Annotated in this window: 21 protein-coding genes, 2 tRNA genes and 3 rRNA genes; all 26 read right to left on the minus strand. The window is 62.5% G+C overall.

Going from position 1 to position 26,651, the window contains the following annotated elements; genetic code table 11:
• Positions 1-1,359: a PEP-CTERM-box response regulator transcription factor gene (gene prsR, locus ToN1_RS05885; protein WP_169208091.1), complete on the minus strand. Its 1,359-nt coding sequence runs from the start codon at positions 1,357-1,359 to the stop codon at positions 1-3.
• Positions 1,356-3,437 carry an XrtA/PEP-CTERM system histidine kinase PrsK gene (gene prsK / locus ToN1_RS05890; RefSeq protein WP_169208090.1) on the minus strand — a complete coding sequence of 694 codons (2,082 nt, stop codon included), beginning with the start codon at positions 3,435-3,437 and terminating at the stop codon, positions 1,356-1,358. The genes prsR and prsK overlap by 4 nt, the downstream gene beginning before the upstream one ends.
• 63 nt (positions 3,438-3,500) lie before the next feature.
• Positions 3,501-4,886 carry a TIGR03013 family XrtA/PEP-CTERM system glycosyltransferase gene (locus ToN1_RS05895; protein WP_169208089.1) on the minus strand — a complete coding sequence of 462 codons (1,386 nt, stop codon included), beginning with the start codon at positions 4,884-4,886 and terminating at the stop codon, positions 3,501-3,503.
• A gap of 204 nt (positions 4,887-5,090) precedes the next feature.
• Positions 5,091-6,247 (minus strand): IS3 family transposase gene (locus ToN1_RS05900; RefSeq protein WP_210148037.1). Its coding sequence is split into 2 segments (ribosomal slippage): positions 5,091-5,983 and positions 5,983-6,247, totalling 1,158 coding nucleotides; the frame shifts between segments, so codons are not numbered across the junction.
• An 83-nt stretch (positions 6,248-6,330) separates the two neighbouring features.
• Positions 6,331-7,290, minus strand: a complete 960-nt coding sequence (locus ToN1_RS05905) for an alpha/beta hydrolase (RefSeq protein ID WP_169208958.1) — start codon at positions 7,288-7,290, stop codon at positions 6,331-6,333.
• A gap of 150 nt (positions 7,291-7,440) precedes the next feature.
• Positions 7,441-7,554: ribosomal RNA gene (gene rrf / locus ToN1_RS05910) — 5S ribosomal RNA — on the minus strand.
• Positions 7,555-7,641: 87 nt separating this feature from the next.
• Positions 7,642-10,525: ribosomal RNA gene (locus ToN1_RS05915) — 23S ribosomal RNA — on the minus strand.
• Positions 10,526-10,805: 280 nt separating this feature from the next.
• Positions 10,806-10,881: transfer RNA gene (locus ToN1_RS05920), tRNA-Ala, on the minus strand.
• Positions 10,882-10,892: 11 nt separating this feature from the next.
• Positions 10,893-10,969: transfer RNA gene (locus tag ToN1_RS05925), tRNA-Ile, on the minus strand.
• Between the two features lie 71 nt (positions 10,970-11,040).
• Positions 11,041-12,576, minus strand: a 16S ribosomal RNA gene (locus ToN1_RS05930).
• The 16S, 23S and 5S rRNA genes sit together here with 2 tRNA genes alongside, the layout of an rRNA operon.
• Before the next feature lie 384 nt (positions 12,577-12,960).
• On the minus strand, positions 12,961-13,458 hold the full coding sequence (locus ToN1_RS05935) for a hypothetical protein (protein WP_169208356.1): 498 nt from the start codon (positions 13,456-13,458) through the stop codon (positions 12,961-12,963).
• A complete protein-coding gene (locus ToN1_RS05940; RefSeq protein WP_169208355.1) occupies positions 13,455-13,955 on the minus strand; it encodes an SRPBCC family protein in 501 nt (166 codons plus the stop codon). The genes ToN1_RS05935 and ToN1_RS05940 overlap by 4 nt, the downstream gene beginning before the upstream one ends.
• Positions 13,956-13,967: 12 nt before the next feature.
• Positions 13,968-14,588, minus strand: a complete 621-nt coding sequence (locus tag ToN1_RS05945) for a LolA family protein (protein WP_169208354.1) — start codon at positions 14,586-14,588, stop codon at positions 13,968-13,970.
• A gap of 111 nt (positions 14,589-14,699) precedes the next feature.
• Positions 14,700-14,972 (minus strand): hypothetical protein, encoded by a 273-nt coding sequence (locus tag ToN1_RS05950; RefSeq protein WP_169208353.1) that lies wholly within the window; start codon positions 14,970-14,972, stop codon positions 14,700-14,702.
• Positions 14,973-15,064: 92 nt separating this feature from the next.
• Positions 15,065-15,436 carry a cupredoxin domain-containing protein gene (locus tag ToN1_RS05955; RefSeq protein ID WP_244860979.1) on the minus strand — a complete coding sequence of 124 codons (372 nt, stop codon included), beginning with the start codon at positions 15,434-15,436 and terminating at the stop codon, positions 15,065-15,067.
• Positions 15,437-15,824: 388 nt separating this feature from the next.
• The gene (locus tag ToN1_RS05960) at positions 15,825-16,538 is read right to left on the minus strand and encodes a class I SAM-dependent methyltransferase (RefSeq protein WP_169208351.1); all 714 of its coding nucleotides are present in this window, start codon (positions 16,536-16,538) and stop codon (positions 15,825-15,827) included.
• The gene (locus tag ToN1_RS05965; protein ID WP_169208350.1) at positions 16,535-17,338 is read right to left on the minus strand and encodes an HpcH/HpaI aldolase/citrate lyase family protein; all 804 of its coding nucleotides are present in this window, start codon (positions 17,336-17,338) and stop codon (positions 16,535-16,537) included. Before ToN1_RS05965 ends, ToN1_RS05960 begins: the two co-directional genes overlap by 4 nt.
• 53 nt (positions 17,339-17,391) lie before the next feature.
• Positions 17,392-18,597: an MFS transporter gene (locus tag ToN1_RS05970; protein ID WP_210148038.1), complete on the minus strand. Its 1,206-nt coding sequence runs from the start codon at positions 18,595-18,597 to the stop codon at positions 17,392-17,394.
• Positions 18,594-19,367 (minus strand): GntR family transcriptional regulator, encoded by a 774-nt coding sequence (locus tag ToN1_RS05975; RefSeq protein WP_169208349.1) that lies wholly within the window; start codon positions 19,365-19,367, stop codon positions 18,594-18,596. Before ToN1_RS05975 ends, ToN1_RS05970 begins: the two co-directional genes overlap by 4 nt.
• Positions 19,364-20,554 (minus strand): CaiB/BaiF CoA transferase family protein, encoded by a 1,191-nt coding sequence (locus tag ToN1_RS05980; RefSeq protein ID WP_169208348.1) that lies wholly within the window; start codon positions 20,552-20,554, stop codon positions 19,364-19,366. Before ToN1_RS05980 ends, ToN1_RS05975 begins: the two co-directional genes overlap by 4 nt.
• Complete coding sequence (locus ToN1_RS05985) at positions 20,551-21,708, minus strand: acyl-CoA dehydrogenase family protein (RefSeq protein ID WP_169208347.1); 1,158 nt, start codon at positions 21,706-21,708, stop codon at positions 20,551-20,553. The genes ToN1_RS05980 and ToN1_RS05985 overlap by 4 nt, the downstream gene beginning before the upstream one ends.
• 28 nt (positions 21,709-21,736) lie before the next feature.
• Positions 21,737-23,140 (minus strand): MmgE/PrpD family protein, encoded by a 1,404-nt coding sequence (locus tag ToN1_RS05990; protein ID WP_169208346.1) that lies wholly within the window; start codon positions 23,138-23,140, stop codon positions 21,737-21,739.
• 13 nt (positions 23,141-23,153) lie between these two features.
• On the minus strand, positions 23,154-24,425 hold the full coding sequence (locus ToN1_RS05995; RefSeq protein WP_169208345.1) for a TRAP transporter large permease: 1,272 nt from the start codon (positions 24,423-24,425) through the stop codon (positions 23,154-23,156).
• Between the two features lie 8 nt (positions 24,426-24,433).
• Positions 24,434-25,015, minus strand: a complete 582-nt coding sequence (locus tag ToN1_RS06000) for a TRAP transporter small permease (RefSeq protein ID WP_169208344.1) — start codon at positions 25,013-25,015, stop codon at positions 24,434-24,436.
• Between the two features lie 10 nt (positions 25,016-25,025).
• Positions 25,026-26,027 carry a TRAP transporter substrate-binding protein DctP gene (dctP, locus tag ToN1_RS06005; protein WP_169208343.1) on the minus strand — a complete coding sequence of 334 codons (1,002 nt, stop codon included), beginning with the start codon at positions 26,025-26,027 and terminating at the stop codon, positions 25,026-25,028.
• Between the two features lie 100 nt (positions 26,028-26,127).
• Positions 26,128-26,640 carry a MaoC family dehydratase gene (locus ToN1_RS06010; protein WP_169208342.1) on the minus strand — a complete coding sequence of 171 codons (513 nt, stop codon included), beginning with the start codon at positions 26,638-26,640 and terminating at the stop codon, positions 26,128-26,130.
• Between the last annotated feature and the right edge of the window lie 11 nt (positions 26,641-26,651).

Genomic DNA, 26,651 nt, shown 5'->3' on the forward strand with positions numbered 1-26,651 from the left:
TCAACTCTCCTTCTTGAATCCAAAGCGGTTCATCAAGTCATACAAGGAGGGCCTGCTGATCCCCAGAACATCGGCAGCACGCGCGATATTGCCGTTCGTTCTTGCCAAGGCACGGATCACCGCCCGCCGCTCCGCCTCGTCCCTGACATGACGCAGATTGAGTTCCAGCAAGTCCGATTCAGCTGCATCGAGGCCGAGATCCTCCGCCGTGATCCGGTTCGATTCCGCCATGATCACCGCGCGCTTCAGGCAGTTCTCCAATTCACGCACATTTCCCGGCCAGGGATGCGTCTCGATCGCCGCAAGCGCGTCCTCACCGAGATGCATGGCCCCCCGGGCATTCTCCTTCGCGAAGCGTTGCACGAACGCATGTGCCAGCAGCACGGCATCACCATCTCGCTCCCGGAGAGGAGGAATGTCGATGACAATCTCGGCGAGCCGGTAGTAAAGATCTTCGCGAAAATGGCCAGCCTGTATTTGCGCCTTCAAATCCCTGTGCGTCGCACACACCACGCGCACATCAACCGGAATCTCCTCACGCCCCCCGATGCGTTCGACCACTCTTTCCTGCAGGAAGCGGAGCAGTTTCGCCTGCAGCGCCATCGGCAGGTCCCCTATTTCGTCAAGAAAGAAGGTACCCTTGTGCGCGGTTTCGATTTTTCCCGGCGTCAGCTTCGCCGCCCCGGTGAAAGCCCCCTTCTCGTAGCCAAACAATTCGCTTTCCAGAAGATTCTCCGGAATCGCGGCGCAGTTGATCGCCAAGAAGCGCTCCTTGGAGCGCGACGACAACGCGTGCAAGGCGCGCGCCAGAATTTCCTTCCCTGTCCCGCTTGCGCCAAGCAGCGCCACGGTGACATTTGCCGACGCCACCCTTTCCACTGTTCGGCATACCTTCAACATCCCGGGATCCCGGGTGATGACTCCAGAAAGCGGGCTGGACTGCTGGGCCTGCAGACGATGATTCTCTGCCTGAAGATCGTGGAGCCGAAATGCACGATCAATCGTCAGCGCGAGCAATTCCGGTTCAAAAGGTTTGCCGAAGAAATCGTAGGCACCCATTGCCACGGCCCGGACCGCATTCTCCCGATCATGCTGGCCGGTCAGGACAATCACCTTCGTCTCGGGCGCCAGCACCAGCATCTCCCCGAGGAGTCGGAAGCCCTCGCCGACGTCATCCGGACTCGGGGGCAAGCCAAGGTCCATTGTGACCACCGCGGGCTCATAACGACGCAACTGGGCGAGAGCGCTCTCTCTATCGTCGGCGACAACGGTCTCGAAAGAATCGAACGCCCATCGCATCTGCTTCTGCAGCGCCGGATCATCCTCCACAACCAGAAGCGTTCGTCTCTTATCGTTCATGATCCCTGAGTCATCACCGCACTGTTCATATCGTCCCGCGCTTCGCGGGCAACCACTGGCAGCGTGATCGACACGCGCGTCCCCTCCCCGGGTTCGCTATCGACGGCAATGCTGCCCCCGATCTCACGAATGTACTGCTGAGCCTCGAATGCGCCGATCCCCATGCCTCCCGTCTTGCTGGTCTGGAACGGGCGGAACAATTGCTCGCGGACGAACTCCTTCGTCATCCCACATCCGTTGTCCTCAACACTCAACACGGCCGAACCATCGCTCGCTGGTTTGATCCTTACGGCCACCCTACCATCGTCTCTCGTCGCCTCCAGCGCATTCTGCAACACATGGCCAATGACACGCTCAAGCCGCTCCGGGTGCGCAATCACCTCGACCATCCCGAGTTCGCCTGGGTCAAACTCTATGGCCGGACGCTGGTGGCGTTTCGCCATCCTCAGACGTTCGATAAGAGCGGCGATCTCTACTCGTCTCGGCGGGTCGATTGAGCGCTTTTCCTGCAACTGCGCCATCAACGCGCGCATTCTCGACTCGACATTCGCCACGGTCTCCAGCATGTCTTCCTGAAACGCCGGGTTATGCTTGTGCCGTTCCGCGTTCTTCAACATCAAGGACAGCTGCGCAACAAGATTCTTCAGATCGTGAACCACGAAGGCGGACATTCGATTGAACGAATCGAACTTCCTCGACTCGATCAGGGCCTCAACCGCCTGCATGCGAGACAGATAACTTGCTGCCTGCGCCTGCGCCGTCTTCAGCAGATCAAGCACCTCCCAATTCACATCCACCGGCGTCCTCGGCGCGCTAAGCAGGACAAATCCGACGAGGACACCCCCGGATTTCAGAGGCAGAACCAGCCACGCACTTGGAATCGCCGACAACCATGCTGGAAGCGCCAAAGACGAATAGCTAGTCGAACCCGAGCGGTATTCCTCAAGGTTGATCACCCACTCGCGTTCAGCCAGAAATTGGCAGAACGAACTGTCTTCGTCTTCCGTCACCGCAATCGCCGGATGATTGAGCCGCGATTGGACGTGATAGCGAGGACCACCCGACTCCCGAAGCCAAAGCGCTCCACCAGGGCTCTCCACAAGATCGCATAAGCCCTTGATCACCGATTCACCCAAATCGAGCGTACCGTCGGCCGACGACAGAGCCTGCGTAAACCGCAACCACTCGCTCCGGTAGTCGTAACGGTATGGAAACAGGTGCTTGTTGAGGAAAACACGCAACCTTGCCCGCTGAGCCCCCGACACAAGGAAAACGCTCAAGAGCAGCAGGCCGGCAAAAAACAAGGTCAACTGGAGGGCACGGCCCCAATCGCCGCCGAAGTAACGCACGTAATACCCGGCAGCTGCGATGACCAGCAGGTAGGCCCCCGACAACGCCAAGGCCGTCGAATGGAACACCGCATCTCTCGAGACCGTTATACGCAGCGCCCAATCCGGATTTCGAGCAGCCGACACAGCAACGAGCGGCAGCGTCAACGAATGGGCAATGCCCCGCACAGCCCAGAGGTCTGCATCCAGGTGACCGAACAGGAAGCCATCCGCGAACAAGTACAGCTCGAAGACATACCCTGCCGAAAGCGCCAGACAAAGAGGTTTCAATGCCCAACGCGATTCCGGCGGCACCGACCGGAAGAGTTGCTCGACCAGCACCAAACCCAGCACCGCGCTTGCAAGAAAACTGCCCAAGTGCAAGGTGGTCTGCGACAGGAAACGCAGCTCCAAGCCGAGTACACCGAGGATCTGACCGACCGCGACCACCGCTGCAGCGACAATCGCCCAACGCACCACGCGTGCGCTAACGGCCAGCAGTAGAATGATGATAAACGCCAACCAGCTGGCTTGACGAACAATGTCGGCGGACCAGGCCAATACAAGCACGGCGGTCGAGGGGCTCCAGACCACAAAGCCGTTCGCAAGCGCCCACAACGTACTCGCCCCGACAGCCAACAGAAGGGCGGCACCACGCGGCTGCTTGCGCCAGCCAAGAAGCAGGTAAATAAAGAACAGCGTGTAGGCACCGCACGCGATGCCGTACGCCACACCAGCCGACTCTGACAAATCAGTCCCCTGACCTTAGTGTCGCAGCGTTACCGACCTGACGCTGAACGCCCCACCGACGGATCAGTGCGCGCCCTCACAAGTCAGGACGACCCGGACCGTCTCGAACAGCACCAGGATATCGAGAGCCAGGTTGTGGTTCTTCACGTAGTACAGGTCGTACTGCAACTTCTGAATCGCGTCATCGACCGAAGCACCATACTGGTAACGAACCTGCGCCCAACCCGTGACTCCTGGCTTCACGCTATGACGCACAGAGTAGAAGGGAATCTCGCGCGTCAGCTGATCGACGAAATACGGGCGCTCCGGCCGCGGCCCGACCAAACTCATCTCGCCCGACAGCACGTTCAACAATTGCGGCAGTTCGTCGATACGAAAACGCCGGATGACGTGACCGACACGCGTAACCCGGTCGTCCCCTGACTGAGCCCACCGCGGCCTGCCATCGCCTTCGGCGTCTTGCCTCATGCTACGGAACTTGATCACTCTGAATATTCGTCCACGCCGTCCCACCCGCTCCTGCCGGTACAAGACAGGACCGCCATCCTCCAGCAGGATGAGACACGCCGTGACGAGCATGACGGGCAGAGCGAACATCAACAAAATCGCCGATGCAAGGACATCAAAACATCGCTTGATGGTCCTACGCACCACCCCTTGATGAAAACCTTCGCCGTAGATCAGCCAGCTCGCCTTCAGTGAACCGATCGGCACCTGCCCGTGGGTACGTTCGAAGAATGAGGACAGGTCGAGAACCTTGACGCCCCGGAGCTTGCAGTCAAGCAACTCCCGTATCGGAAGGACCCCGCCTCTGCGTTCGCGCACCGCCACAATCACTTCGCTGACATGGAGCCGCCTGACCGTGTCAAGAAGATTTCCGTCTTCCGGAAGAATCCGTTCCGGGTTCACGACTGGCGTTTCCTCGCCCACCGGACGGTAAAAACCGACGAGATCCCGTCCAACCCCTTGAGCATCCAGAGAACGTGCAACCGCGTCTGCTTCAGTGCCTGTTCCGATTATCAGCACCCGTGGGTCAAAGGCGGACGCCGAGCCACGTCGGTTCGCCAAACCCCGCATGACGAGCAGCCCACCCAATAGTAGAACGATGGAAACCTGCACTGCCTCGGACTGGAAATACCCCCAAGGCAGAATGGCAAACACCGCGAATGCCACCACGACACTCACGACAACCGACACCACTATGCGGGAAGCAGTACTCCGGCCTCCACCATCCAGAGCTCTCGCGCGGTACAGCCCCAAGGCGCCATTGAGCAGGATCATCAGCAGGGCGAAGAGCAATGCGGAAGGGACGACCAACCGCCACTCCACTTGGGAGCCACGTGCCGGGAGGGCGGTCACAACGAGAACGACGACGAACAGAATCGACGCATCGAACGCGATCTGCTGCAACGCGTGCGACGGCACATACTGCTTGAACACCTTGAACATCGCGCCTCCCCCCGCCGCACGGACAACCGTCGCGCGTGCGCGATCACACGCCGCAGCCGGCCGCCACCCACCCCGTGGTACGTAGGAAAGACTCTAGTGCTTTACGCTTGAGGCCGTTGTTAAACAGGTCACATAGTTCCAAACTCACCTTGGACTGGAACGGAGCTTCTGGCCTGCCCCCGATTCTCCGGACAGTTTCGGTAGCTACACAGCCACCATATTTTCTTCAAACTGAACCGGGCTGAGATATCCAAGCACGGAGTGACGCCGCCGCGGATTGTAGAAGCGTTCAATGTAGTCGAACACGTCCGCCCGAGCGTCGTCGCGTGTCGGATATCGCTTTCGCGCGGCACGTTCCGTCTTGAGGCTGGAGAAGAAGCTCTCCATCGCGGCGTTATCCCAGCAGTTGCCCTTTCGACTCATGCTGCAAACGATGCCCTGGTCGGCTAGCAGCCGCTGGAAGTCTTCGCGGGTGTATTGGCTACCCTGATCGGAATGGTGTAACAGCTCCTTGGGTTTACCGCGCCGCCAGACCGCCATCAAGAGCGCATCGATGACCAGTTGCGCAGTCATTTCCGCCTTCATTGACCAGCCGACAATTCTTCGCGAGTACAGGTCCAGCACGGCCGCAACGTATAGCCAGCCTTCGTCGGTCCACAGGCACGTGAAGTCGGCCAGCCACTTCTTGTTCGGCGCATCCGCCTCGAACTCGCGCTGCAGCAGATTCGGTGCAATGCTGTGTTCGGGCCGCAGGCCCGCATCGTTGGGCGAGCGACGACGCTTCTTGCGCGCAGCCAGCCCGGCCGCCCTCATTAGGCGAGCAACGCGATGAATGCCGCAGTGCTCGCCCCAGGCAAGCACGTCGTGCCAAACACGTCGGCTACCGTAGGTCCGATCGCTCGCTTCGAAGCTTTGCCGAATCAGCCCCGTGAGCTTCTCGTTGGCGCGGGTACGCGGGCTTGGCCGCCTACTGAACCATTCGTAGAAGCCGCTGCGGGAAATTCCGAGCACTTCACATAGAACCCGAACCGGCCACACCGCCCGATGTTTGGCAACGAAGCCGAACTTCACGTCGGGTCCTTCGCGAAGTAGCCGAGCGCCTTTTTTAAGATATCGCGCTCCATCTTCACCCGCGCCAGTTCGCGCCGCAGTTGCTCAAGTTCCGCCTGGCTGTCGCTCTTCAGAGGCCTGCCAGGCGTCAAATCGGTGCGACCTTCTTCCGCATTCAACATCCATCGGCGCAGCACGCTGCGCTCGAGTCCCAGATCTCGGGCGACCGCTGTCGCCGTCATACCCGGCTGCGTTGCCAAACGCACCGCCTCGCGCTTGAACTCGTCCGAGAACTTCCTTCTTGTTCGCATCGATTCCTCCTAGACACATGTTGCCATGCAATGTGTCCGGAGAATCGGGGGCAGGCCATTCTGTGGCAGCTAGCGCCGTGAACCTACTCGGGCACAGTCACCTTCGCGAGATGCCCGCGGAGCTTCCGCGAGATCAGATCAACGACCTCGTTCGCCTCTGGAAACCATTTCCCCAAGGTAACAAAGCCGTGCACCATACCCGCGACATCAACATGTTCTGCAGGCACGCCCTCTGACCTCGCCCGCTCCACGAATGCGATGCCGTCATCTCGAAGCGGATCGCACTCAGCCGTGACGACTATTGTCGGGGGGAGATCCGCGAGCGAATGCGCCCGCATGGGCGAGACTCGCCAGTCACTCGTATCCCCATCCGGCAGATAGCGCTCAAAAAACCAGCTCAGGCTCTCCCGATCCAGGAAATACCCCGACGCGTAGGCCTCCCTTGAAGGGCGGCTGCTTTCAATTTCGGTACAGGGATAGATCAGGCACAGACAGCGCAGCGCTGGAGCTCCCCGATCGCGAAGCCTCAAGGCCGTAACCAATGCGAGATTGCCCCCGGCGCTATCCCCCCCCAAACCAAGCCGCGCAGGATCAAAGGCAAATTCTTGTGCGTGCGTGAGCGCCCACTCAGTTGCGAACAAGGCGTCCTCCACCGCCGCTGGAAACGGATGCTCCGGCGCAAGCCTGTAATCCACCGACAGGACCGCACACCCAGTCCGATTCACCATCCGTCGACACAATGCATCGTGGCTTTGCACGCTACCGACACACCACCCACCGCCATGAAAATAGATCAGCAGCGGCAACACCTCGGTCGGAGCCGCGTCAAGCGGTCGATAAAGGCGCGCGATAAGAGCGCTGCCGTCCGTTCGCGACAGTGGAACATCCAGGGTCGACGCGACAGCCTCGGGCTCTCCACCGAACACGAACTGCAACTTTTCGAACGAATGCCGAGCCTGAGCTACCGATAATTCATGAAATCGCGGTGCTCCGACCCGATAAACCATGTCCAGCAGCGCTTGCGCCTGATCCGAGAGAGGCATTGACTGACACCTGAAACTGTAGCGACCACCCACGCTGTGGGGCATGGGAACGCGAAAATCGTAGCAGAAGGAAAGGACGTGCCGAACACGCGGCACATCGTTAACGCAAAAACCCGCTGACCTGAGGTCAGCGGGTTTTTGATGTAGTTAGTCTGACGATGACCTACTTTCGCACTCAAGGAGAGCACTATCATCGGCGCGGTCCTGTTTCACTGTCCTGTTCGGGATGGGAAGGAGTGGTTCCGGGACGCTATGGTCGTCAGACTGTAAGGGGTCACAAAGGGGAGAAGTAGGGAGTGTGTGGGGTGTGTGATTGTATGGCGTGTTGAGTTCGCTGTGATCCAGGGTTATAGGATCAAGCCTCACGGGCAATTAGTATCGGTTAGCTTAACGCATTACTGCGCTTCCACACCCGACCTATCAACGTTGTGGTCTTCAACGACCCTTCAGGGGGCTCGAGGCCCCGGGGAAGTCTCATCTTGAGGCGAGTTTCCCGCTTAGATGCTTTCAGCGGTTATCTCTTCCGTACTTAGCTACCCGGCGATGCGACTGGCGTCACAACCGGTACACCAGGGGTACGTCCACTCCGGTCCTCTCGTACTAGGAGCAGGTCCTCTCAAACTTCCAGCGCCCACGGCAGATAGGGACCAAACTGTCTCACGACGTTTTAAACCCAGCTCACGTACCACTTTAAATGGCGAACAGCCATACCCTTGGGACCGGCTACAGCCCCAGGATGTGATGAGCCGACATCGAGGTGCCAAACTCCGCCGTCGATGTGAACTCTTGGGCGGAATCAGCCTGTTATCCCCAGAGTACCTTTTATCCGTTGAGCGATGGCCCTTCCATACAGAACCACCGGATCACTATGACCTGCTTTCGCACCTGCTCGACTTGTCGGTCTCGCAGTCAAGCCGCCTTTTGCCATTGCACTATCAGTACGATGTCCGACCGTACCTAGGCGACCTTCGTACTCCTCCGTTACCTTTTGGGAGGAGACCGCCCCAGTCAAACTGCCTGCCATGCACGGTCCCCGACCCGGATTCACGGGCCCAGGTTAGAACCTCAACGACACCAGGGTGGTATTTCAAGGTTGGCTCCACGGCAACTGGCGTCACCGCTTCAAAGCCTCCCACCTATCCTACACAAGTCCCGTCAAAGTCCAATGCAAAGCTACAGTAAAGGTTCATGGGGTCTTTCCGTCTAGCCGCGGGGAGATTGCATCTTCACAAACATTTCAACTTCGCTGAGTCTCAGGAGGAGACAGTGTGGCCATCGTTACGCCATTCGTGCAGGTCGGAACTTACCCGACAAGGAATTTCGCTACCTTAGGACCGTTATAGTTACGGCCGCCGTTTACCGGGGCTTCGATCAAGAGCTTGCACCCCATCACTTAACCTTCCGGCACCGGGCAGGCGTCACACCCTATACGTCCACTTTCGTGTTTGCAGAGTGCTGTGTTTTTAATAAACAGTCGCAGCCACCGATTCTCTGCGGCCCCTTCGCCCTTCGGATGTACTCCTACAAGCTAATGGGGCATACCTTCTCCCGAAGTTACGGTATCAATTTGCCGAGTTCCTTCTCCTGAGTTCTCTCAAGCGCCTTAGAATTTTCTTCCTGCCCACCTGTGTCGGTTTGCGGTACGGTCGATTTTAGACTGAAGCTTAGAGGCTTTTCCTGGAAGCATGGTATCAATCACTTCGGTCTCGAAGAGACCTCGTCATCACGCCTTGGCTCAGCCCCGCGGATTTGCCTACGGGGCACGCCTACACGCTTAAACCGGGACGTCCAACACCCGGCTGACCTAACCTTCTCCGTCCCCCCATCGCATCTAAAACCGGTACGGGAATATTGACCCGTTTCCCATCGACTACGCATTTCTGCCTCGCCTTAGGGGCCGACTCACCCTGCGTCGATGAACGTTGCGCAGGAAACCTTGGGCTTTCGGCGAGGGTGCTTTTCACACCCTTTATCGCTACTCATGTCAGCATTCGCACTTCCGATACCTCCAGCATCCCTCTCGAGACACCTTCGCAGGCTTACGGAACGCTCCCCTACCATCTCTTTCGAGATCCGCAGCTTCGGTTCATGGCTTGAGCCCCGTTACATCTTCCGCGCAGGACGACTCGACTAGTGAGCTATTACGCTTTCTTTAAAGGGTGGCTGCTTCTAAGCCAACCTCCTAGCTGTCTATGCCTTCCCACTTCGTTTCCCACTTAGCCATGTATTTGGGACCTTAGCTGGCGGTCTGGGTTGTTTCCCTCTTGTCCCAGGACGTTAGCACCCCAGGACTGTCTGCCGTATATCACTTTGCGGTATTCGGAGTTTGCTATCGCGGGGTAGATCGCAGTGACCCCCCCAACGATTACAGTGCTCTACCCCCGCAAGTGTCCGTACGACGCACTACCTAAATAGTTTTCGGGGAGAACCAGCTATTTCCGGATTTGTTTAGCCTTTCACCCCTATCCACAGCTCATCCCCTAATTTTTCAACATTAGTGGGTTCGGACCTCCAGTACCTGTTACGGCACCTTCATCCTGGCCATGGATAGATCATCCGGTTTCGGGTCTACGCCCAGCAACTATGTCGCCCTTATCAGACTCGGTTTCCCTACGCCTCCCCTATTCGGTTAAGCTCGCTACTGAACGTAAGTCGCTGACCCATTATACAAAAGGTACGCAGTCACCCCACAAGGAGGCTCCCACTGTTTGTATGCATGCGGTTTCAGGATCTATTTCACTCCCCTCCCGGGGTTCTTTTCGCCTTTCCCTCACGGTACTGGTTCACTATCGGTCGATCACGAGTATTTAGCCTTGGAGGATGGTCCCCCCATCTTCAGACAGGATTTCTCGTGTCCCGCCCTACTTGTCGCACGCTCAGACCCGCCACCTACTTTTCGCATACGGGACTATCACCCTGTGTTGTCGGACTTTCCAGACCGTTCTGCTAAGTAAATGGTTTAGTCGTGCAGGCTGCTCCCCGTTCGCTCGCCACTACTTGGGGAATCTCGGTTGATTTCTGTTCCTGCGGCTACTTAGATGTTTCAGTTCGCCGCGTTCGCCTCCTCTGGCCTATGTATTCAGCCAGGGATACTCCAAAAGGAGTGGGTTTCCCCATTCGGACATCGGGGGATCAAAGCTCCATTGCCAGCTCCCCCCCGCTTTTCGCAGGCTTGCACGTCCTTCATCGCCTGTGATCGCCAAGGCATCCACCACATGCACTTAGTCGCTTGATCCTATAACCCTGGACCCTGTCGCCAGGGATCCACGTCATAGGCGAACTCACGCTTGTGCGCCGCCACCGACCGCTGGTTCAAAGCGTCGATGACGACAATGCAATCACACAACCCATGTTCGATCTTCGTCTTCACGCGCCGCTGACACAGCGCAACGAAGATCGCACACTTTACTTCTTCCACTTTGTTAAAGAACACTGGCACTAGGCCTAAGCACTACGCACCCCGTGCGCACTGCTTAGCCCTACTCGCGAGCCCCTGTCGCTGCCCATCGAAACGATGGTGGAGGATGACGGGATCGAACCGACGACCCCCTGCTTGCAAAGCAGGTGCTCTCCCAGCTGAGCTAATCCCCCTCAGGATCCGGTGGTGGGTCTGGTTGGGTTCGAACCAACGACCCCCGCCTTATCAAGACGGTGCTCTAACCAGCTGAGCTACAGACCCTCGTCAGACTCGAGGCTCTTGCCTGAACAACCGATAAGTTGTGAGTACTCGGACAGCGGACCTGTCTCTTGAAAGGAGGTGATCCAGCCGCACCTTCCGATACGGCTACCTTGTTACGACTTCACCCCAGTCATGAATCTCACCGTGGTAAGCGCCCTCCCGAAGGTTAAGCTACCTACTTCTGGTGAAACCCACTCCCATGGTGTGACGGGCGGTGTGTACAAGACCCGGGAACGTATTCACCGCAGCATGCTGATCTGCGATTACTAGCGATTCCGACTTCACGTAGTCGAGTTGCAGACTACGATCCGGACTACGATCGGCTTTAAGGGATTGGCTCCAGCTCGCGCTTTGGCAGCCCTCTGTACCGACCATTGTATGACGTGTGAAGCCCTACCCATAAGGGCCATGAGGACTTGACGTCATCCCCACCTTCCTCCGGTTTGTCACCGGCAGTCTCGCTAAAGTGCCCAACTAAATGATGGCAATTAGCGACAAGGGTTGCGCTCGTTGCGGGACTTAACCCAACATCTCACGACACGAGCTGACGACAGCCATGCAGCACCTGTGTCCTGGCTCCCGAAGGCACTCCCTGATCTCTCAAGGATTCCAGGCATGTCAAGGGTAGGTAAGGTTTTTCGCGTTGCATCGAATTAATCCACATCATCCACCGCTTGTGCGGGTCCCCGTCAATTCCTTTGAGTTTTAACCTTGCGGCCGTACTCCCCAGGCGGTCGACTTCACGCGTTAGCTGCGTCACTCAGTGAGTTACCTCTCCGAACGACTAGTCGACATCGTTTAGGGCGTGGACTACCAGGGTATCTAATCCTGTTTGCTCCCCACGCTTTCGTGCATGAGCGTCAGTATCGGCCCAGGGGGCTGCCTTCGCCATCGGTGTTCCTCCACATATCTACGCATTTCACTGCTACACGTGGAATTCCACCCCCCTCTGCCGTACTCTAGCTGTGCAGTCACAAGCGCAGTTCCCAGGTTAAGCCCGGGGATTTCACACCTGTCTTACACAACCGCCTGCGCACGCTTTACGCCCAGTAATTCCGATTAACGCTCGCACCCTACGTATTACCGCGGCTGCTGGCACGTAGTTAGCCGGTGCTTCTTCTGACAGTACCGTCATCCACCTCCCGTATTAGGGGAAGCGTTTTCTTTCCGTCTGAAAGAGCTTTACAACCCGAAGGCCTTCTTCACTCACGCGGCATGGCTGGATCAGGGTTGCCCCCATTGTCCAAAATTCCCCACTGCTGCCTCCCGTAGGAGTCTGGGCCGTGTCTCAGTCCCAGTGTGGCGGATCATCCTCTCAGACCCGCTACGGATCGTCGCCTTGGTAGGCCTTTACCCCACCAACTAGCTAATCCGACATCGGCCGCTCCAATCACGCGAGGTCTTGCGATCCCCCGCTTTCCCCCTCAGGGCGTATGCGGTATTAGCTACGCTTTCGCGTAGTTATCCCCCATGACTGGGCACGTTCCGATGCATTACTCACCCGTTCGCCACTCGCCGGCGGGCCGAAGCCCCCGCTGCCGTTCGACTTGCATGTGTAAAGCATGCCGCCAGCGTTCAATCTGAGCCAGGATCAAACTCTTAAGTTCAATCCAACAAAGCACTCAAAGAAATCATTACTGACTTACTGTTGAGCACTCAATCTTTGCAACATTAAAACCGCCGAAGCAGTTTCGGTCGCGCCAACCAAGCACTCACACTTATCGGTTGTCCAATTTTTTAAAGAACCGCTGCCGAAGCAGCGAGAAAGAGATTCTGACAAACTTGCTTCACTTCGTCAAGCACCGCAGCAAACTTTTTTCCAACTCGCCGCCGCAACACCTGCTTCTCTTTCTCCTCCAGCCGCCCCGGACAATCCGCCGCAGCGCGGAAGAGGCGCGAATTATATAGACCCCAATTAAGCCGTCAAGCGCTTTTTGCGGGGAATCTGAAAAAGATTACTTGGCGAATTTCCGTGCTGCCGGATTCGCGTGCTAACGGCCCGGCAGTGCAAGTCGGCGCGGGTGACGCAGCCGGTGAGCGAGGCCGGCGCAGCTTGCGAACAGGGAGGCGCCGAATACGAGGTGAGCAAGAATGGTCACCCAGCCGCGTGAGACGTCGAACCAAGGGAAGACGTGGGTGAAGCCGTGGAGGTTGATGACGTAGATCGCTGCACCATAGAGGGCGCCGAGGCCAACTGCGGCGGAGAGGGTCATGGCGCGGGCGACGGGCCACGCGATCAGTGCGTAGATGACCGAGAGGGCGAAATGGATGGCGGTGGCCCATGTCAGGACATCCCAGCGCCAACCGGGGGCGTGATCCAGCACGGCCGGTCCCATGACGACGGCGGCGGTCAGGCGGGCGTCGCGCAGCAGGGTGGCGATGACGGGGGTTCCTTCGATCCACCACAGCAGCATCTGGGCGAAGGTGGCGACGGTGCCGGCGATGAAGCCGGCGCAGACGGCGACGGCGAACGTGTGCCGGAGGATCATGCGGATTGGCTCTCGTGCCGATGGAGTGGTGCGCCGAGGTGGCGGGCGAGGCCGATGCCGCCCGCGCGCATGAGGGCGTTGTGGTTCCAGCGGAACACCGGCCGGGCAAGCGGGGCAAGGACGTTCATCCAGAGTGGATTGGTCCGGACGAGCCATTCGTAGCGCAAGGTCGTGATGCCGTCCTGGCAGACGAAGTGCCAACGGCCAATGCCTTCGACTTCGCCGACGACTTCCGCTTCGAGCAGGCGATGGCGCTCGACGCGGGTGACGCAGCTGATGAAATGCAGGCGATATGGCAGGCGCCCCTTCCAGATGTACTGCTGGCGGGCGCCGATACCGTCGGCGTCACCGTCTTCGATGGAAACAACCGATTCTGCCCCGGCCCACCAGTCCGGCCAGCGTTCGGGGCGTGTGATGACGTCCCAGACGGTCTCGACGGGAGCCCCCAGCCGCCAGAGGGTCGTGAGGTGGTATTGGTTGCTGGCCGCGGATCGCATGCTCCCTCCCGTTCAGGGGGTGAAGAAATGCTCGGGGAAGACCGGGTCGAGTTCGGCATCGCTCATGTCCACGGTTTCGATGAGTTCGAGTGCCGTATCGTAGCTTTGGACTTTGAGCGGGAATAGGGAGCCCTGCTCGAACCAGATACGGTAGCGATGCACGCCGTCAACCTTGGCGGCCGAGGTACCGGTGATTTCGACATGACGCCCGGCGCGGTCCGCGATGACGGCATCGATGGGGTCCGTCATGGTGCCTTGGGCACGCAATTCGATGAGCTTCGCGAGCAGCGCACCGACGTCCGAGTGATCGACGCTGTGGCCTCCGGCGCTGCGGATGAGCGGATTGTCGGGGGCGAGGTTGAGGTTCGGAAAATGGTCCTTGCCGAATGGCCATAGGTGTACGCGGCGGGTGGCGGGATCGTAGATGATGACGGCGCCGTGATGAGGTTCGACGAAGTCCATACGTATCCAGCCGGGTTTGCGGTAGGCGTAGACGATCACCTGCCGCTGGCCGTCGGCAGCGAGGGAGCGCAGCGTGACGCGGTAGCTTTCGAGTGCGCGGAAGCGTGCCTGCGCGTCGTGCAGCAGGTCCGCCGCGGGGGACCCGGCGGCGGCCAGGGCAAGGGCGAGCATCAGCCAACGCACGTGCCGGCCCCTCGGTGCAAGCGCCCCTCCCCGCGCGAGGAGCGGATGGCGGCGATCATCTCCATGCAAGCGGGCACGCAGGACTCGCGCGTGAGCGCTTCAGAACGTGGTGCAGTGGAAGAAGCCGCGATGCCCGACGCAGCTGGTCGAGGTCGGCATCCGGCTGTAGCGCTCGTAGCGCTCCTGCGCGTTGAGCCGCAGGATGCAGTCACGCCACTGGTCGGTGTCGGCCTTGTAGCCGAGTTTTTCGCAAGCCGGGCCGTAGACGGTGATCATCTGGTCGACTTCGCGCTCGACCTGTGCGGCACGCTCGGCGGGCGTGGCGCAGGACGCGAGCAAGGCGGCGAGAACCAACGGTAGGACGGTACGCATGACAGGGGGCTCCAGGCTCGTCTTTCGGATCTGTTCTTCCCACCATAATTAGAGGACGCGACCAAAGACGGGTTTCCGCTTCGATGCGTGATTTACTCGCGGATCTCGAGCATTCCGGACATGCCACGCTCGCGGTGGCTCTTGAACATGAGCAGACGGTTCGGGCAGGTGAAGGGATAGTCGCCCGGCGCAAGCACGAGCCGCAAGGTCTTGGGCGCCGTGGCGAGCTCGATGTCGGCGACCGGCTTGCCGCCAGGATCCTCGAGCACGAAGCGATGAGGGACGATCCCCTCTTCCATGCTGACGGTCAGGTCCAGTGGCTGACCGGCCTTGGCGGTCACCCGCGCGGGCTTGAAGAAATAGCTGCCGCCGACGATGGTCACGCGCTGTACGCCGTCGGCGTCAACGCTCGCCTCCACGCCAGGCGTCTGTGCTGCGAGCGCAGCAGCCCACGAAAGGGCCAAGGCAACTCCTGCGCGCACGAGCGGTTTCGACGCCGGGACGCGCAGACTGGACGCGGAAGCAGGTGGTGCGCGAGTCATCGCGGAAATTTCTGGTGCGGAACGATGGCGCCTGATTCGGCCGGACCGCGGAAGACGGTCGCCGGAGCCGCGTGGGGAGAACCGCTTCGGCAGGCGGACCATGCCGCTTCTGCATGTTCCCGGCTGCGTTCGCGACTGCGACGTGCGCGACATGCAACCTTGGCCCCACGGCACCGGCAAACGAGTTGACTCTGGAATCGAAAAAAATATCCCGGCCGTCGACGTTTTATCGGGACGGCCGGGGAAGGTTCGGCGACCATCCGGGAGAGGGGGAGAAGTGTGGTCGCCGAATTGACACTTGCCGGCCGCGTCAGCCGGCGCGCCGCAGGCGGTTGATGCGCATCGGGCGTTCGAAGCGCGCGCCGTCCGGACCCGCCGACCGCATGAAGCGACGGCGCACGCGGTCGACACGGGCCGCATCGAGATCGAACTGGGAATGCGTGACGTGCATCATGCGCGCCTCGAAGTCGGCGAAGTCGCGGAAGACGACCGGGGCAGCGAAGTGTCGCTCCTCGACTTGCACGAAGAGGCCTGCCGTCACGGCGCGCTGCATCGCGGCGATGGCTGCGGCGCGCACTTCTTCCTCGTCGTGGAAGAGCCGGATGACTTCGTTCAATTCGCCGGCGAACACGGGCTCCGAAACGTAGAGTTCGCCACCGGGTCGCAGCACGCGGCAGATCTCGGCGAGCGCGCGGTCCATGAGCGCAACCGGGACATGGTGGAGCGACTTGAACATCGTGACGAGGTCGAAGCTGTCGTCCGGATGGGCGATGGCTTCTGCGCCGCCGCGTTCGAAACACAGACCCGCGACGGGTGCGGAGCTGAGGTTTGCCTCGTGCTGGATGCCGTCTGCTTCTACCGCCACGACGAGGACCGCGCTTCCCTCGTCGACCATGCGCCAGCTCATCTCGGCCTTGCCGCAGCCGAGGTCGAGCACGCGCGCGCCGGCCAGCGGCAGCATGTGCGAGAGGAGAGTGAACTCGTCGGCGACGAGCTTGGGAGTATCGGCGAGCGCGGCGCTCATGCCGCCACCCGCTCGAGGATCTTGCGAGCCCGTTCGATCACCGGACGGTCGATGAGCTTGCCGTCGAGGTTGATCGCACCGATACCCGCGGCCGCGTCCACGGCAGCCATGATCGCGCGGGCGTGGACGACTTCGGCCTCGGCGGGCATGAAGCCTTCGTTGACCGGAACGACCTGCTTGGGGTGGATGCACAGTTTGGCGCCGAAGCCGAGCAGGCGCGCGCGGCGTGTGTCGGCCTGAAGTTGGTCGATATCGTTGATGGCGACAGTGACGCCATCGACCGGCGCGTCGATGCGGGCGATGGCGGAGGCGAGGACGAGGCGCGAGCGCGCGTAGAGGAGTTCTTCGCCGTCGCCGAGGATGCCGGAGTCGAGTTGGAAGTCGACCGAGCCGAAGGCGAGGCGCTCGACGCCGGGAGCGCTCGCCAGTTCCAGGGCATTCCACAGGCCCAGCGCGGTTTCGACGATGGGGACGATGCGCACGCCCGGACGCAGGCGGGTAGCAAGGCGAGCGAGTTGCTCGGCGCGCTCGGCCTTGGGCAGGACGACACCGACGAGGCCGGGCTGGTCGAGGAGCGCGCAGTCGCCGTCGAACCAGTCGGTGTCGGTGCCGTTCAGGCGCACGCAGGCGCGTCCGCCGGCCGCGAGCCAGCTCCGCACCGCGTCGCGGGCGATCGCCTTGCGCTCCGGCGTCACGGCGTCCTCGAGGTCGAGGATGACGGCGTCGGCGCCGGCGGCGCAGGCCTTGTCGAAGCGCTCGGGGCGGTCGCCGGGGACGAAGAGGTAGGTTCGGGGGGACATGCGCTCGTCTCCTTGTCGTTGTATGAGGTCGGGGGTCGCGGGCCGGGCGGAAATCACGCGGCCTCGGTGCATTCGGCCGGGCGTCGGGCGTGTGTCAGCACCAGCAATAGGCCGATGACAAGGATCACGCAGCCAATTGCGGCGTAGCCAACAGCAAAGGAGCCGGTGGCGCCAACCAGCGCGGCGAAAGCGGGCGGGCCGGCGACGACGCCGAAATAGGTGAAGAACAGCGTGCCGCCGGTGAGCACGCCGGCCTGGCCGGCGGGCGCGAGACGCGCCACTTCGGCGAGGTAGACGCCGTTCCAGCCGATCGCGGTGGCGCCGAAGAGCATGCTCACCGCCATCACGGCGACAAACGGCCAGTCGGGATCGAATGCAGCCGTCAGCAGGGACGCGGCGGCCATTGCGAGCGCGAGGAGGCTCAGCAGGCGACGTGGCGTGATCCAGCGATCGGCGACGAGGCCCCACATCAGGCGCCCGCCGACGCCCGCACCCTGGGTGAGCGCGAGGACGAGGCCGGCGGTGACGAGGGGCATGCCGTAGACGCTGGTGAGATAGGTGACGAGGTAGGTCGTCAGGCACAGTTGCATCGCGCCGAAGAAGAAGGTGCAGATCGCAAGGTCGCGGATGCGCGGATAGGCGAACACCAGCGCGAGGGGCTTGAACACGCCGGCGAGCGAGAGGCGCCGCGCCGGATCGCGGTCTGCGTCGAAGCCGGCGCGCGTGGGCTGCGCCAGGACGGCCATCAGCACGCAAGCGGCCGCGACGGCGAGCGCCGCGCCCTGCCAGCCCCACAGCATCGCGAAGCCAGGCACCAGCGCGCCGGCGAGCGCGCCGCCGAGTGGCACACCGGTCTGCTTGAGGGAGAACATGAAGCCCATCAGGTGGGCGGGGGTCGTGCGCGCGAGGATGTGAGAGCTCGCGGGCGTCACGGGGCCGTAGCCGAGGCCGATCAGCAGCGCGCTGACGGCCATGAGTCCGGGAGATCCGATCGCCGCCAGCCCGACGCCGGCACCGCACAGAACGAGACACACCTGACTGACGCGGATCGCGCCGTAGCGCACGACTAGGTTGCCGCTCGCGAGGCTGGAGAGCATCGCACCGACGTAGATCAGCGCGACGAACACGCCGACCAGCGTGGCAGGGATGCCGAGCTCGGCGCCGGCCTCGGGAGCAAGGACAGGCGCGGTGAGCGCAGCCATGGAGACGAGCGCCTGCACGGCAAGGGTTGCCGCGAGCGGGATGACGACGGCCTTCACCGCCCCTTGCCTCCGTTCTGGAGTTCGAGGCGCTGGGTGGACGAGTAGCTGAAGCGCTCGCCCGGATGGAGGCTGACGCCGACTTCGAGCAGTTCGTCGTTGGGCGCAAAATACTTGCGCACCACCTGCAGACCGGCCGAGCCGGGCTCGACGTGCAGCCGCGCGGCATCCGGGGCGCCGATATTGACCGCACGCACCTGCTGGCGCACCTCGACGACGCGCAGCCCGTAGCGCTTCTCGATCAGTGCGTAGATCGGCACCTGCTCGTCGCCGAGATCGTCGACGATGCCACGGTAGGCGCGCGCGATATAGACGTCGGTGCGCGCGATCGGCACCGTCTCGTCGGCAACGTAGCGCAGGCCCTCGACATGCAGCCATGCCTGCCCGCGCTTGCATTCGAGCAGTTCGGCGAGTTCTTCGTCGGCGATCACGTCGCCGTGACCGGACACTTCGAGGCGCACGTCGCGCACGAACTTGTACAGGTCCTCGATGCCGTCGCTCGACTGCGTGTAGCGCGAGGCGACCTGGGTCGCCTTGACGCGCGTGCCCACCCCCGGCTGCCGGCTGATGAGGCCGAGGTCGCTCAGGCGCCGGATCGCTTCGCGCACGGTGTGCCGGCTGACGTTGAACTGCTGGCACAGTTCGACCTCGGTCGGCAGCAGGCTGTCGAGCGGATAGCGGCCGGAGACGATGTCATCCATCAGCGACTGCGCGAGCACGAGGTAGCGTGGCTGGCCGGAAGCCAGCAGCTGCGGGGGGTGGTGGTTCATATCACCTGGTTCCTGCTCAAGTTCGCGATCCATTCGCTGTCGTCCCGTATGCTGCGCAAGACGGCGAGTGTATCCGCCCCGAGCTGCGGTGCGGGACGCCTGGGCAGCTCGTCGCCGGGGCAGCGGATCGGGCAGGCGACGGTTTGGATCGTGCCGCGAGCGGGGTGCGGGACGTCGACGACGAGGCCCTGCTCGCGGGCGAAGGGGTTGTCGAGCGCCTGGGCGATGTCGTTGACCGGTGCCGCGGGCACACTGCCGCCGAAGCGCTGCATCCACTCGGCGGTCGTCGCCGTCATCAGCACGCCGTCGAGCATCTCGGTGAGTTCTTCGCGATGCGCGAGGCGCGCGGCGAAGTTCTCGAAGCGTGCGTCGGTCGCCCATTCCGGCCGGCCGATCCGCTCGCACAGCACGCCGAAGAATTTCTCCTTGTTGCACATGATGAAGATCCAGCCGTCCTGCGTGCGGTAGAGCTGGCTCGGCGTGAGCGACGGGTGGGACGAGCGCGGCGCGCGGCCGGTGACGACGCCTTCGTTGAGGTACCACGTGGCGAGGTAGCTGAGGTTGTGCATGGCGACGTCGAAGAGGCTGACGTCGACATCGCGCCCCACCCCGCTCGCGCGGGCGCCGACGATCGCGGAGACGAGGCCGAGCGCGGACATCGTGCCGGTCATCATGTCGATGATGGAGATGCCGAAGCGCGCCGGCGGGCCGTCGGGTTCGCCGGTGACGGAGAGGTAGCCGGCCTCGGCCTGCATCAGGTAGTCGTAGCCGGGCCACTTCGCGCGCTCGCCGCTGCGCCCGTAGGCGGAGAGGTGGCCGCAGACGATCTTCGGGTTGTACTCCTTCAGCTGCTCGTAGGTGAGGCCGAGCTTGGCGGGGATGTCGCCACGCAGGTTGTCGAACACGGCATCGGCGGTCTTCACCAGTTCGTGCAGGACTTCCTGCCCTTCGGGCTTCTTCAGGTCGAGCGTGATGCTCTTCTTGTTGCGGTTGAAGGACTGGTGGAAGTGGCTGTCACCCTTGCCGAAGAAGTAGGGGCCGACGCTGCGGCCGACGTCGCCGCCCTCGCCCGGGTTTTCGACCTTGATGACCTCGGCGCCGAGGTCCGCCAGATGTTGCGTGCCGAAGGGACCCGCGCCGTATTGTTCGACGGCGATGATGCGCACGCCAGCAAGGGGGAGACTCATGCCGGGTTCCTCTCGATGAGTTGCTTGGCGATGATGATGCGCTGCAGTTCGTTGGTGCCTTCGCCGATGGTCAGGAGCGGCGCGTCACGGTACAGGCGCTCGATGTTGTACTCCTTCGAGTAGCCGTAGCCGCCGTGGATGCGCATCGCGTCCATCGCATTGGTCAGGGCCGATTCGGTCGCGAAGTACTTCGCCATGCCGGCTTCCATGTCGCAGCGGCGGCCTTCGTCGTAGGCCTTGGCGGCCGATTCGACCAGCAGGCGCGAAGCTTCGACGCGGGTGGCCATCTCGCCGAGCATGAGCTGGATGGCCTGGTGCTCGCAGATCGGCTTGCCGAAGGTCTTGCGCACCTGCGAATAGGTGGTGGCTTCCTTCAGGGCGGCGCTGGCGACGCCGACGCCGCGCGCGGCAACGTTGATGCGGCCGAGTTCCAACCCGGAGAGCACCTGCTTGAGGCCGACGCCCTCGACACCGCCGATGAGGCGATCGACGGGCACGCGGTAGTCCTCAAACACCAGCTCGCAGGTGTCGATGCCGCGGTAGCCGAGCTTCTCGAGCTTGCGCGCAACCTGGAAGCCGGGGCCCTTCTCGGCGATCAGCAGGCTCATGCCCTTGTGCCGGGGCTGGGCCTCCGGGTCGGTCTTCACCAGCAGCGCGATGGTGTTGCCGTACATGCTGTTGGTGATCCAGGTCTTGGTGCCATTGACGACGTAGTGGTCGCCGTCGCGTCTGGCGACCGTGCGGATCGCCTGCAGGTCGGTGCCGGCGTCGGGCTCGGTGAGGCCGATGCCGCCGCGCAGCTCGCCGGTGGCGAATTTAGGCAGGTAGTAGGCTTTCTGCTCCGGCGTGCCATGGCGCTGCACCGCGGCGGACATGATGAGGTGCGAGTTGATGATGCCCGACAGCGACATCCAGGTTTCGGAGATGCGCGCAACGATCTTGGCGTAGGTCGAGGTGGAAAGCCCCAGGCCGCCGTATTCGGCGTCGATGATGCAGCCGAAGAGGCCCAGCGCCTTCATCTTCTCGACGATCTCGGCCGGGTAGATGTCGTCGTGCTCGAGCTGATGGACGTGCTGCTTCACTTCGGTCTCGAGGAAGCGGTCGAGCGAGTCGAGGATCAGTTGTTCCTGTTCGAGGTCGATGCTCATGTTCATGTTGTGGTCTCTCTGTCCGGGTGGGGGGTCAGGCTTGGGCGGCGAGCGCGTCGGAGAAGGCACCGGCGGGCATGTCGTCGAGGGCGAGCACGGTGTCGCGGATCTGGCGCGCGCGCTGCGGCGAAACGGCAAGGCAGGCGTTTTCCATGTACTTGTCGACGATCTCGTCGTTGGTGATGGGCCGGTCGGCGGCACCGCGATTGATATGCTCGCGGTGCGTGAATTCGCGGCCGTCGCGCAACGTGACGATGACTTCGCCCGAGTAGTACTTCGGGAAGGCGGAGTTGGGGTCGACCTCGTAGGCGACCTTGCCCGCGACTGCCAGCACGTCCGGTTCGGCAAGGGCGGCATCCTCGAGTTCGCCGAGGCCGAAACGCCCGCGCACGAGGCCGGAGGCGACCGCGTAGGGGATGCTGAACTGGGCGTCGTAGCTGTTCTGCGGCTTCTGCTTGTTGGCGACCGGCTCGCACACGGTCTTGACGACCTCGGCGGGAATCAGCGCCCTCACCTTCTCGATGTCCTCGGGGCGGAACTTGTGCTCACGGGCGATCGCCATCGCCGAGTCGGCGCACGAGTGCGTGAAGTGGCAGGCCGGCAGCGGCTTGATCGCGACCTGGGCGACCTCCCAGGTCTCGCCCAGACCTTCGGTTGCGAGCGCATAGTCGCAATTCTCGGCGAGCGGACCGAGGTGGCTGTTGAAGAGGCCGAAACGCCCTTCGTAAGCGGCCTTCGGGCCGATGAAGCCGTGCTTCGCGAGCGTCGCCGCGGTGATGCCGGCAACCCCGGCCCAGCCCGGGTGCATGCGCTTGGTCCAGGCGCCGTCCTGCAGGAACTCGAGGCTGCCGGAGGCGACAGAGAGCGCGATGCCCTGCGCCATCGCGAGCTGTTGGGCATTCAAGCCGTGCAGGCGCCCGGCGATCAGCGCGCAGGCGAAAGTGCCGATGAGGCCGGTCGGATGGAAACCGGTCTGGTGGAAGCCGCCCTTCGCAACGGAGCCCAGGCGGGTCGCGACTTCCATGCCGACGATATAGGCGGCGAGGAGTTCGCGGCCCGTGAGCCCCGCCTGCGCCGCGACGCCCAGCGCCGTCGGGAAGCAGCTCGCGGTGGCGTGGATGACGCCACGGGCGTGGGTGTCGTCGTAGTCGAGGCCGTGCACGAGGATGCCGTTCATCAGCACCGCGTCGCGCAGCGTGAGCTTGGCCGAGAGGCCGATCACGTCGGCGTCGCCGCGGCCGAGCTCGGACACCGCGGACAGCGAGCGGTGGGCGAAGTCGTAACGCGTCGAGGCATGGGCGATGCCGACGGCGTCGAGGATGAGGTACTTGGCGCGTTCGCGCACCTCGGCGGGGATCGCGTCGCAGTCGAGGTCGGCGGCGAACTGGGCAAGGACGGGCGCGATCAGCGCGTCGGGGGTGGTCTTGGGGGAATTCATCAGGGGTTCTTCCTCAATCGACAAGGAACAGCGAGATCTGCGGGATGTAGGAGACGAGCATCAGGCCCACGAGGCGCACACCGTAGAAGGGCAGCACGCCGCGGGCGACTTCATGCACGGGCAGCTTGGCGATGCCGCTCATGACAAAAAGGTTCAGGCCGATCGGCGGGGTCAGCGTCGCGATCTCGACGTTGGCGACCATGATCACGGCGAAGTGGATCGGGTTGATGCCCAGCGCGGTGGCGACCGGGAACAGCAGCGGCGCGGTCAGCACGATCATCGCGACGCCGTCGAGGAACATGCCCAGGACCAGCAGCACGACGTTCGCGAGCAGCAGGAACTGCCACGGGCTCATGTCCATCGCGGTGATCGCGGCGACGAGCTGCGCCGAAACGCCCATGCGCGCCAGCACGAAACCGATCAGGCTGCCGCCCATGACGACCGCGAAGATCATCGTGGTCTGCAGCAGCGAGTCCTTCGCGACCTGCCACACGCCGCCGAGCGTGACGCTGCGGTAGATCAGCACGCACAGCAGCACCGCGTAGGCCGCGGCGAAGGCGGACACTTCGGTCGGGGTCAGGTAGCCCGTGTAGATCGCGCCGAGGATCAGCACCGGCATCATCAGCGCCGCGCCCGCACCCGGCAGGCGGCGCGAGAAGCCGTTCCAGTCCGGCTTCTGCGCGCTGGCGCCGAAGTTGTTGCGCCGCGAGATGAACACCACCGCGATCATCAGCAGGGTCGCTTCCATCAGGCCCGGCAGCACGCCGGCGATGAACAGCTTGTCCACCGGCAGACCGACAATGGAGCCGATCAGGATGAAGCCGAGCGAGGGCGGGATCATCAGGCCGAGGGTGCCGCCGACCGCGACGATGCCGGCCGAGAAACGCGCCGGGTACTTCTCGCGCTTGAGGCCATCGACCGTCGAGGCGCCGATCGCCGCCGCCGAGCCGACGCTGGAGCCCGACACCGCCGCGAAGAACACGCTGGCGATCATCACCGTCAGCGCGAGTCCGCCCTTGACGGCACGCACGAGGCTGCCGACGAGGTCGATCATCAGGCTCGCGATGTTGCCGCGCATCATCAGGTTGCCGGCGAGCACGAACATCGGGATCGCCATCAACGGGTAGCTGTTCACCGACTTGAAGGCCGTCTGCGCGATGACGGTGGTGGGCACACCGTCGAGCATCAGGATCAGGCCGGTGCTGACCAGCCCCAGCGCGACGGCGACATGCGTGCCGAGGGCGAGCAGCACCAGCATCAGCACGAGGGAAGTTGCAATGAGCATGATGTCTCCTAGAGCTCGGAGCCGGTCGGGCCGTGCGAGGATGCGTAGGGATCCTCGCCGCGCAGGGCACGGACGAGGCAGCGGACGTAGTAGCCGAGCAGCAGCAGCGCGCCGAGGGGCATCGCGAGGAACAGGATCCACACCGGCAGATCCAGGTTTGACTCGGTCATCATGCCCATCGTGTAGTAGCGCTGGATCTGCGGCAGCGACGCGTAGAAGAGCCCCGCGCCGAAGCCAATGCCGACCAGGCTCGCGACGACGTGCATGGCCTTGCGGATGCCGGGCGGCATGTGATCGACGAGGAGTTCCGTGCGGATGTGATTGCCCGCGGTGCCCGCTGCGCCGAGCGTCAGGAAGAAAGCCCATACCATCAGGTAGCGCACGGACTCTTCGGCCCAGAAGTAGCTCTCGTCGAACAGCGAGCGGCTGCCGCCTTCGATCAGCATGATCGCGGTGGAGGCGAGGAACAGCAGCGTCGCGAAGGTCAGCAGCGGCCCGGATTCGAACCATCGCCACCAGCTTCGGCGCAGCTCCGCGATGCACCCCTGCGGGGCAGTCGTCGTGGGCGCCGGGATGGGCTCATGTTTCATGGCTGCCGCCTCAATTGCCATAGCCGCACCGCTTCTCGAGTTCACCAAGCTTCTGCATCGCCTCCGGATACTTGTCGGAGAACACCTTCTCGTTGCTCTTGGCCAGCGCACGCCAGCGCTTCGTCTCGTCGGGCGTCGCGGTGCGGAATACGGCGCCCTGCGCGACCATCTTGTCGATCAACACCTTGTCCTCGGCGGCGACCTCCTTCCACTGGCGCGGCGCGATCTCCTTGATGGTGTCTGCAATCGCCTTGCGCTGCGCCTCGGGCAGGCCATCGATCCAGCCCTTGTCGACGACGATCGCGTAAGTCGTCAGTGAGAATCCCGGTACGTGCCAGGCATACTTGCCGGTCATGCCGATCATCTCCGCCCAGCCGGCGGGCGAGGTATACACGCCGTCGATCGCGCCCTGCGCGAGCGCGGTGCTCATCTCGGAGGCAGCCATCGACACCGGGCTCGTGTTGAGGCTCTTCATCGTTTCCTGGAACACCTTGCCGCCGGTCACGCGGATCTTTGCGCCCTTCAGATCCTCCATCTTCTGCACGTCGCGGTTGCGGAACACGAAGAACAGGTCCGCCGTGCGCAGGAAGCCGAGGATTTTCAGGTTGCGCGGCTCGACGTAGGACGACATCAGCGTCGTCAACCCTTCGGAGAAGCACTGGTTGGTCATCATCTCGTCGCTGACCGCGAACGGCAGGTTCAGGATGCCGGTGCGCGGCTCGATCGATTCGACCCGCACCGCCACCGGCCACACCATATGCACCGCACCGGTACCGAGGGCGGCGAGCGCGTCCTGGTCGTTGTAGAGCTGGCCCGCGGGGAAGACCTTCACATTGAGCGCGCCGTTGGTGCGCTTGGCGACGCCCTCGGCGAACTGGTTCATGTACTTGGTCTTCCAATGGGTCGCGGCGACCTCGCTGGGAAGGACCAGATCGGCCGACGACGCGCCGCCCGCGTGCGCCATCACGCACAGGGAAGCGATCGCAGTCGCGGCAAGACGCTTGAATGTCATCACGGAAGGTCTCCTCTGTTGAATGTCGGGGCGACGTTCGCCGCCCGCTTTGTGTCGTTGCGGCGCAGGGCCGCCATCGCGACGCCGCTGCTGAACTGGTTCAATAGCCGGCCTCGGCATCCTTGCTGCCTTCGCGCTTCTGGATCAGCGCGCTGCGCACGAACTCCATGAACACGGTGCCGTCGGCCTTCTTGCCCAGGGTGCGCACGGTGACGATGCCCTGCGTCGGACGGGACTTCGATTCGCGCTTCTCCAGCACCTCGGATTCGGCGTAGATCGTGTCGCCGGAGAACACCGGCGCCAGCAGCTTGATCTCCTTCCAGCCGAGGTTGGCGATCGCCTTGCCGCTGACGTCCGGCACAGTCATGCCGAGCACCACGGCGAGCGTCAGGCCGCTGTTCATGAGCAGCTTGCCGAACTCGCTCTTCTCGGCGAACGCGGCGTCGCAGTGCATCGGGTGGTAGTTCATCGTCAGCAGCGAGAACTGGATGTTGTCGTTGTCGGTCAGCGTGCGGCCGGGGCGATGCTCATACACGTCGCCCACCTCGAAATCCTCGAAGTAACGGCCGATCTGGCCACGGTAGCGTTGTTCGCCGATCTGTCTTACGGTCATGCTTATCTCCT

Origin of the sequence: Aromatoleum petrolei (assembly GCF_017894385.1) — a bacterium.
Lineage (GTDB): Bacteria > Pseudomonadota > Gammaproteobacteria > Burkholderiales > Rhodocyclaceae > Aromatoleum > Aromatoleum petrolei.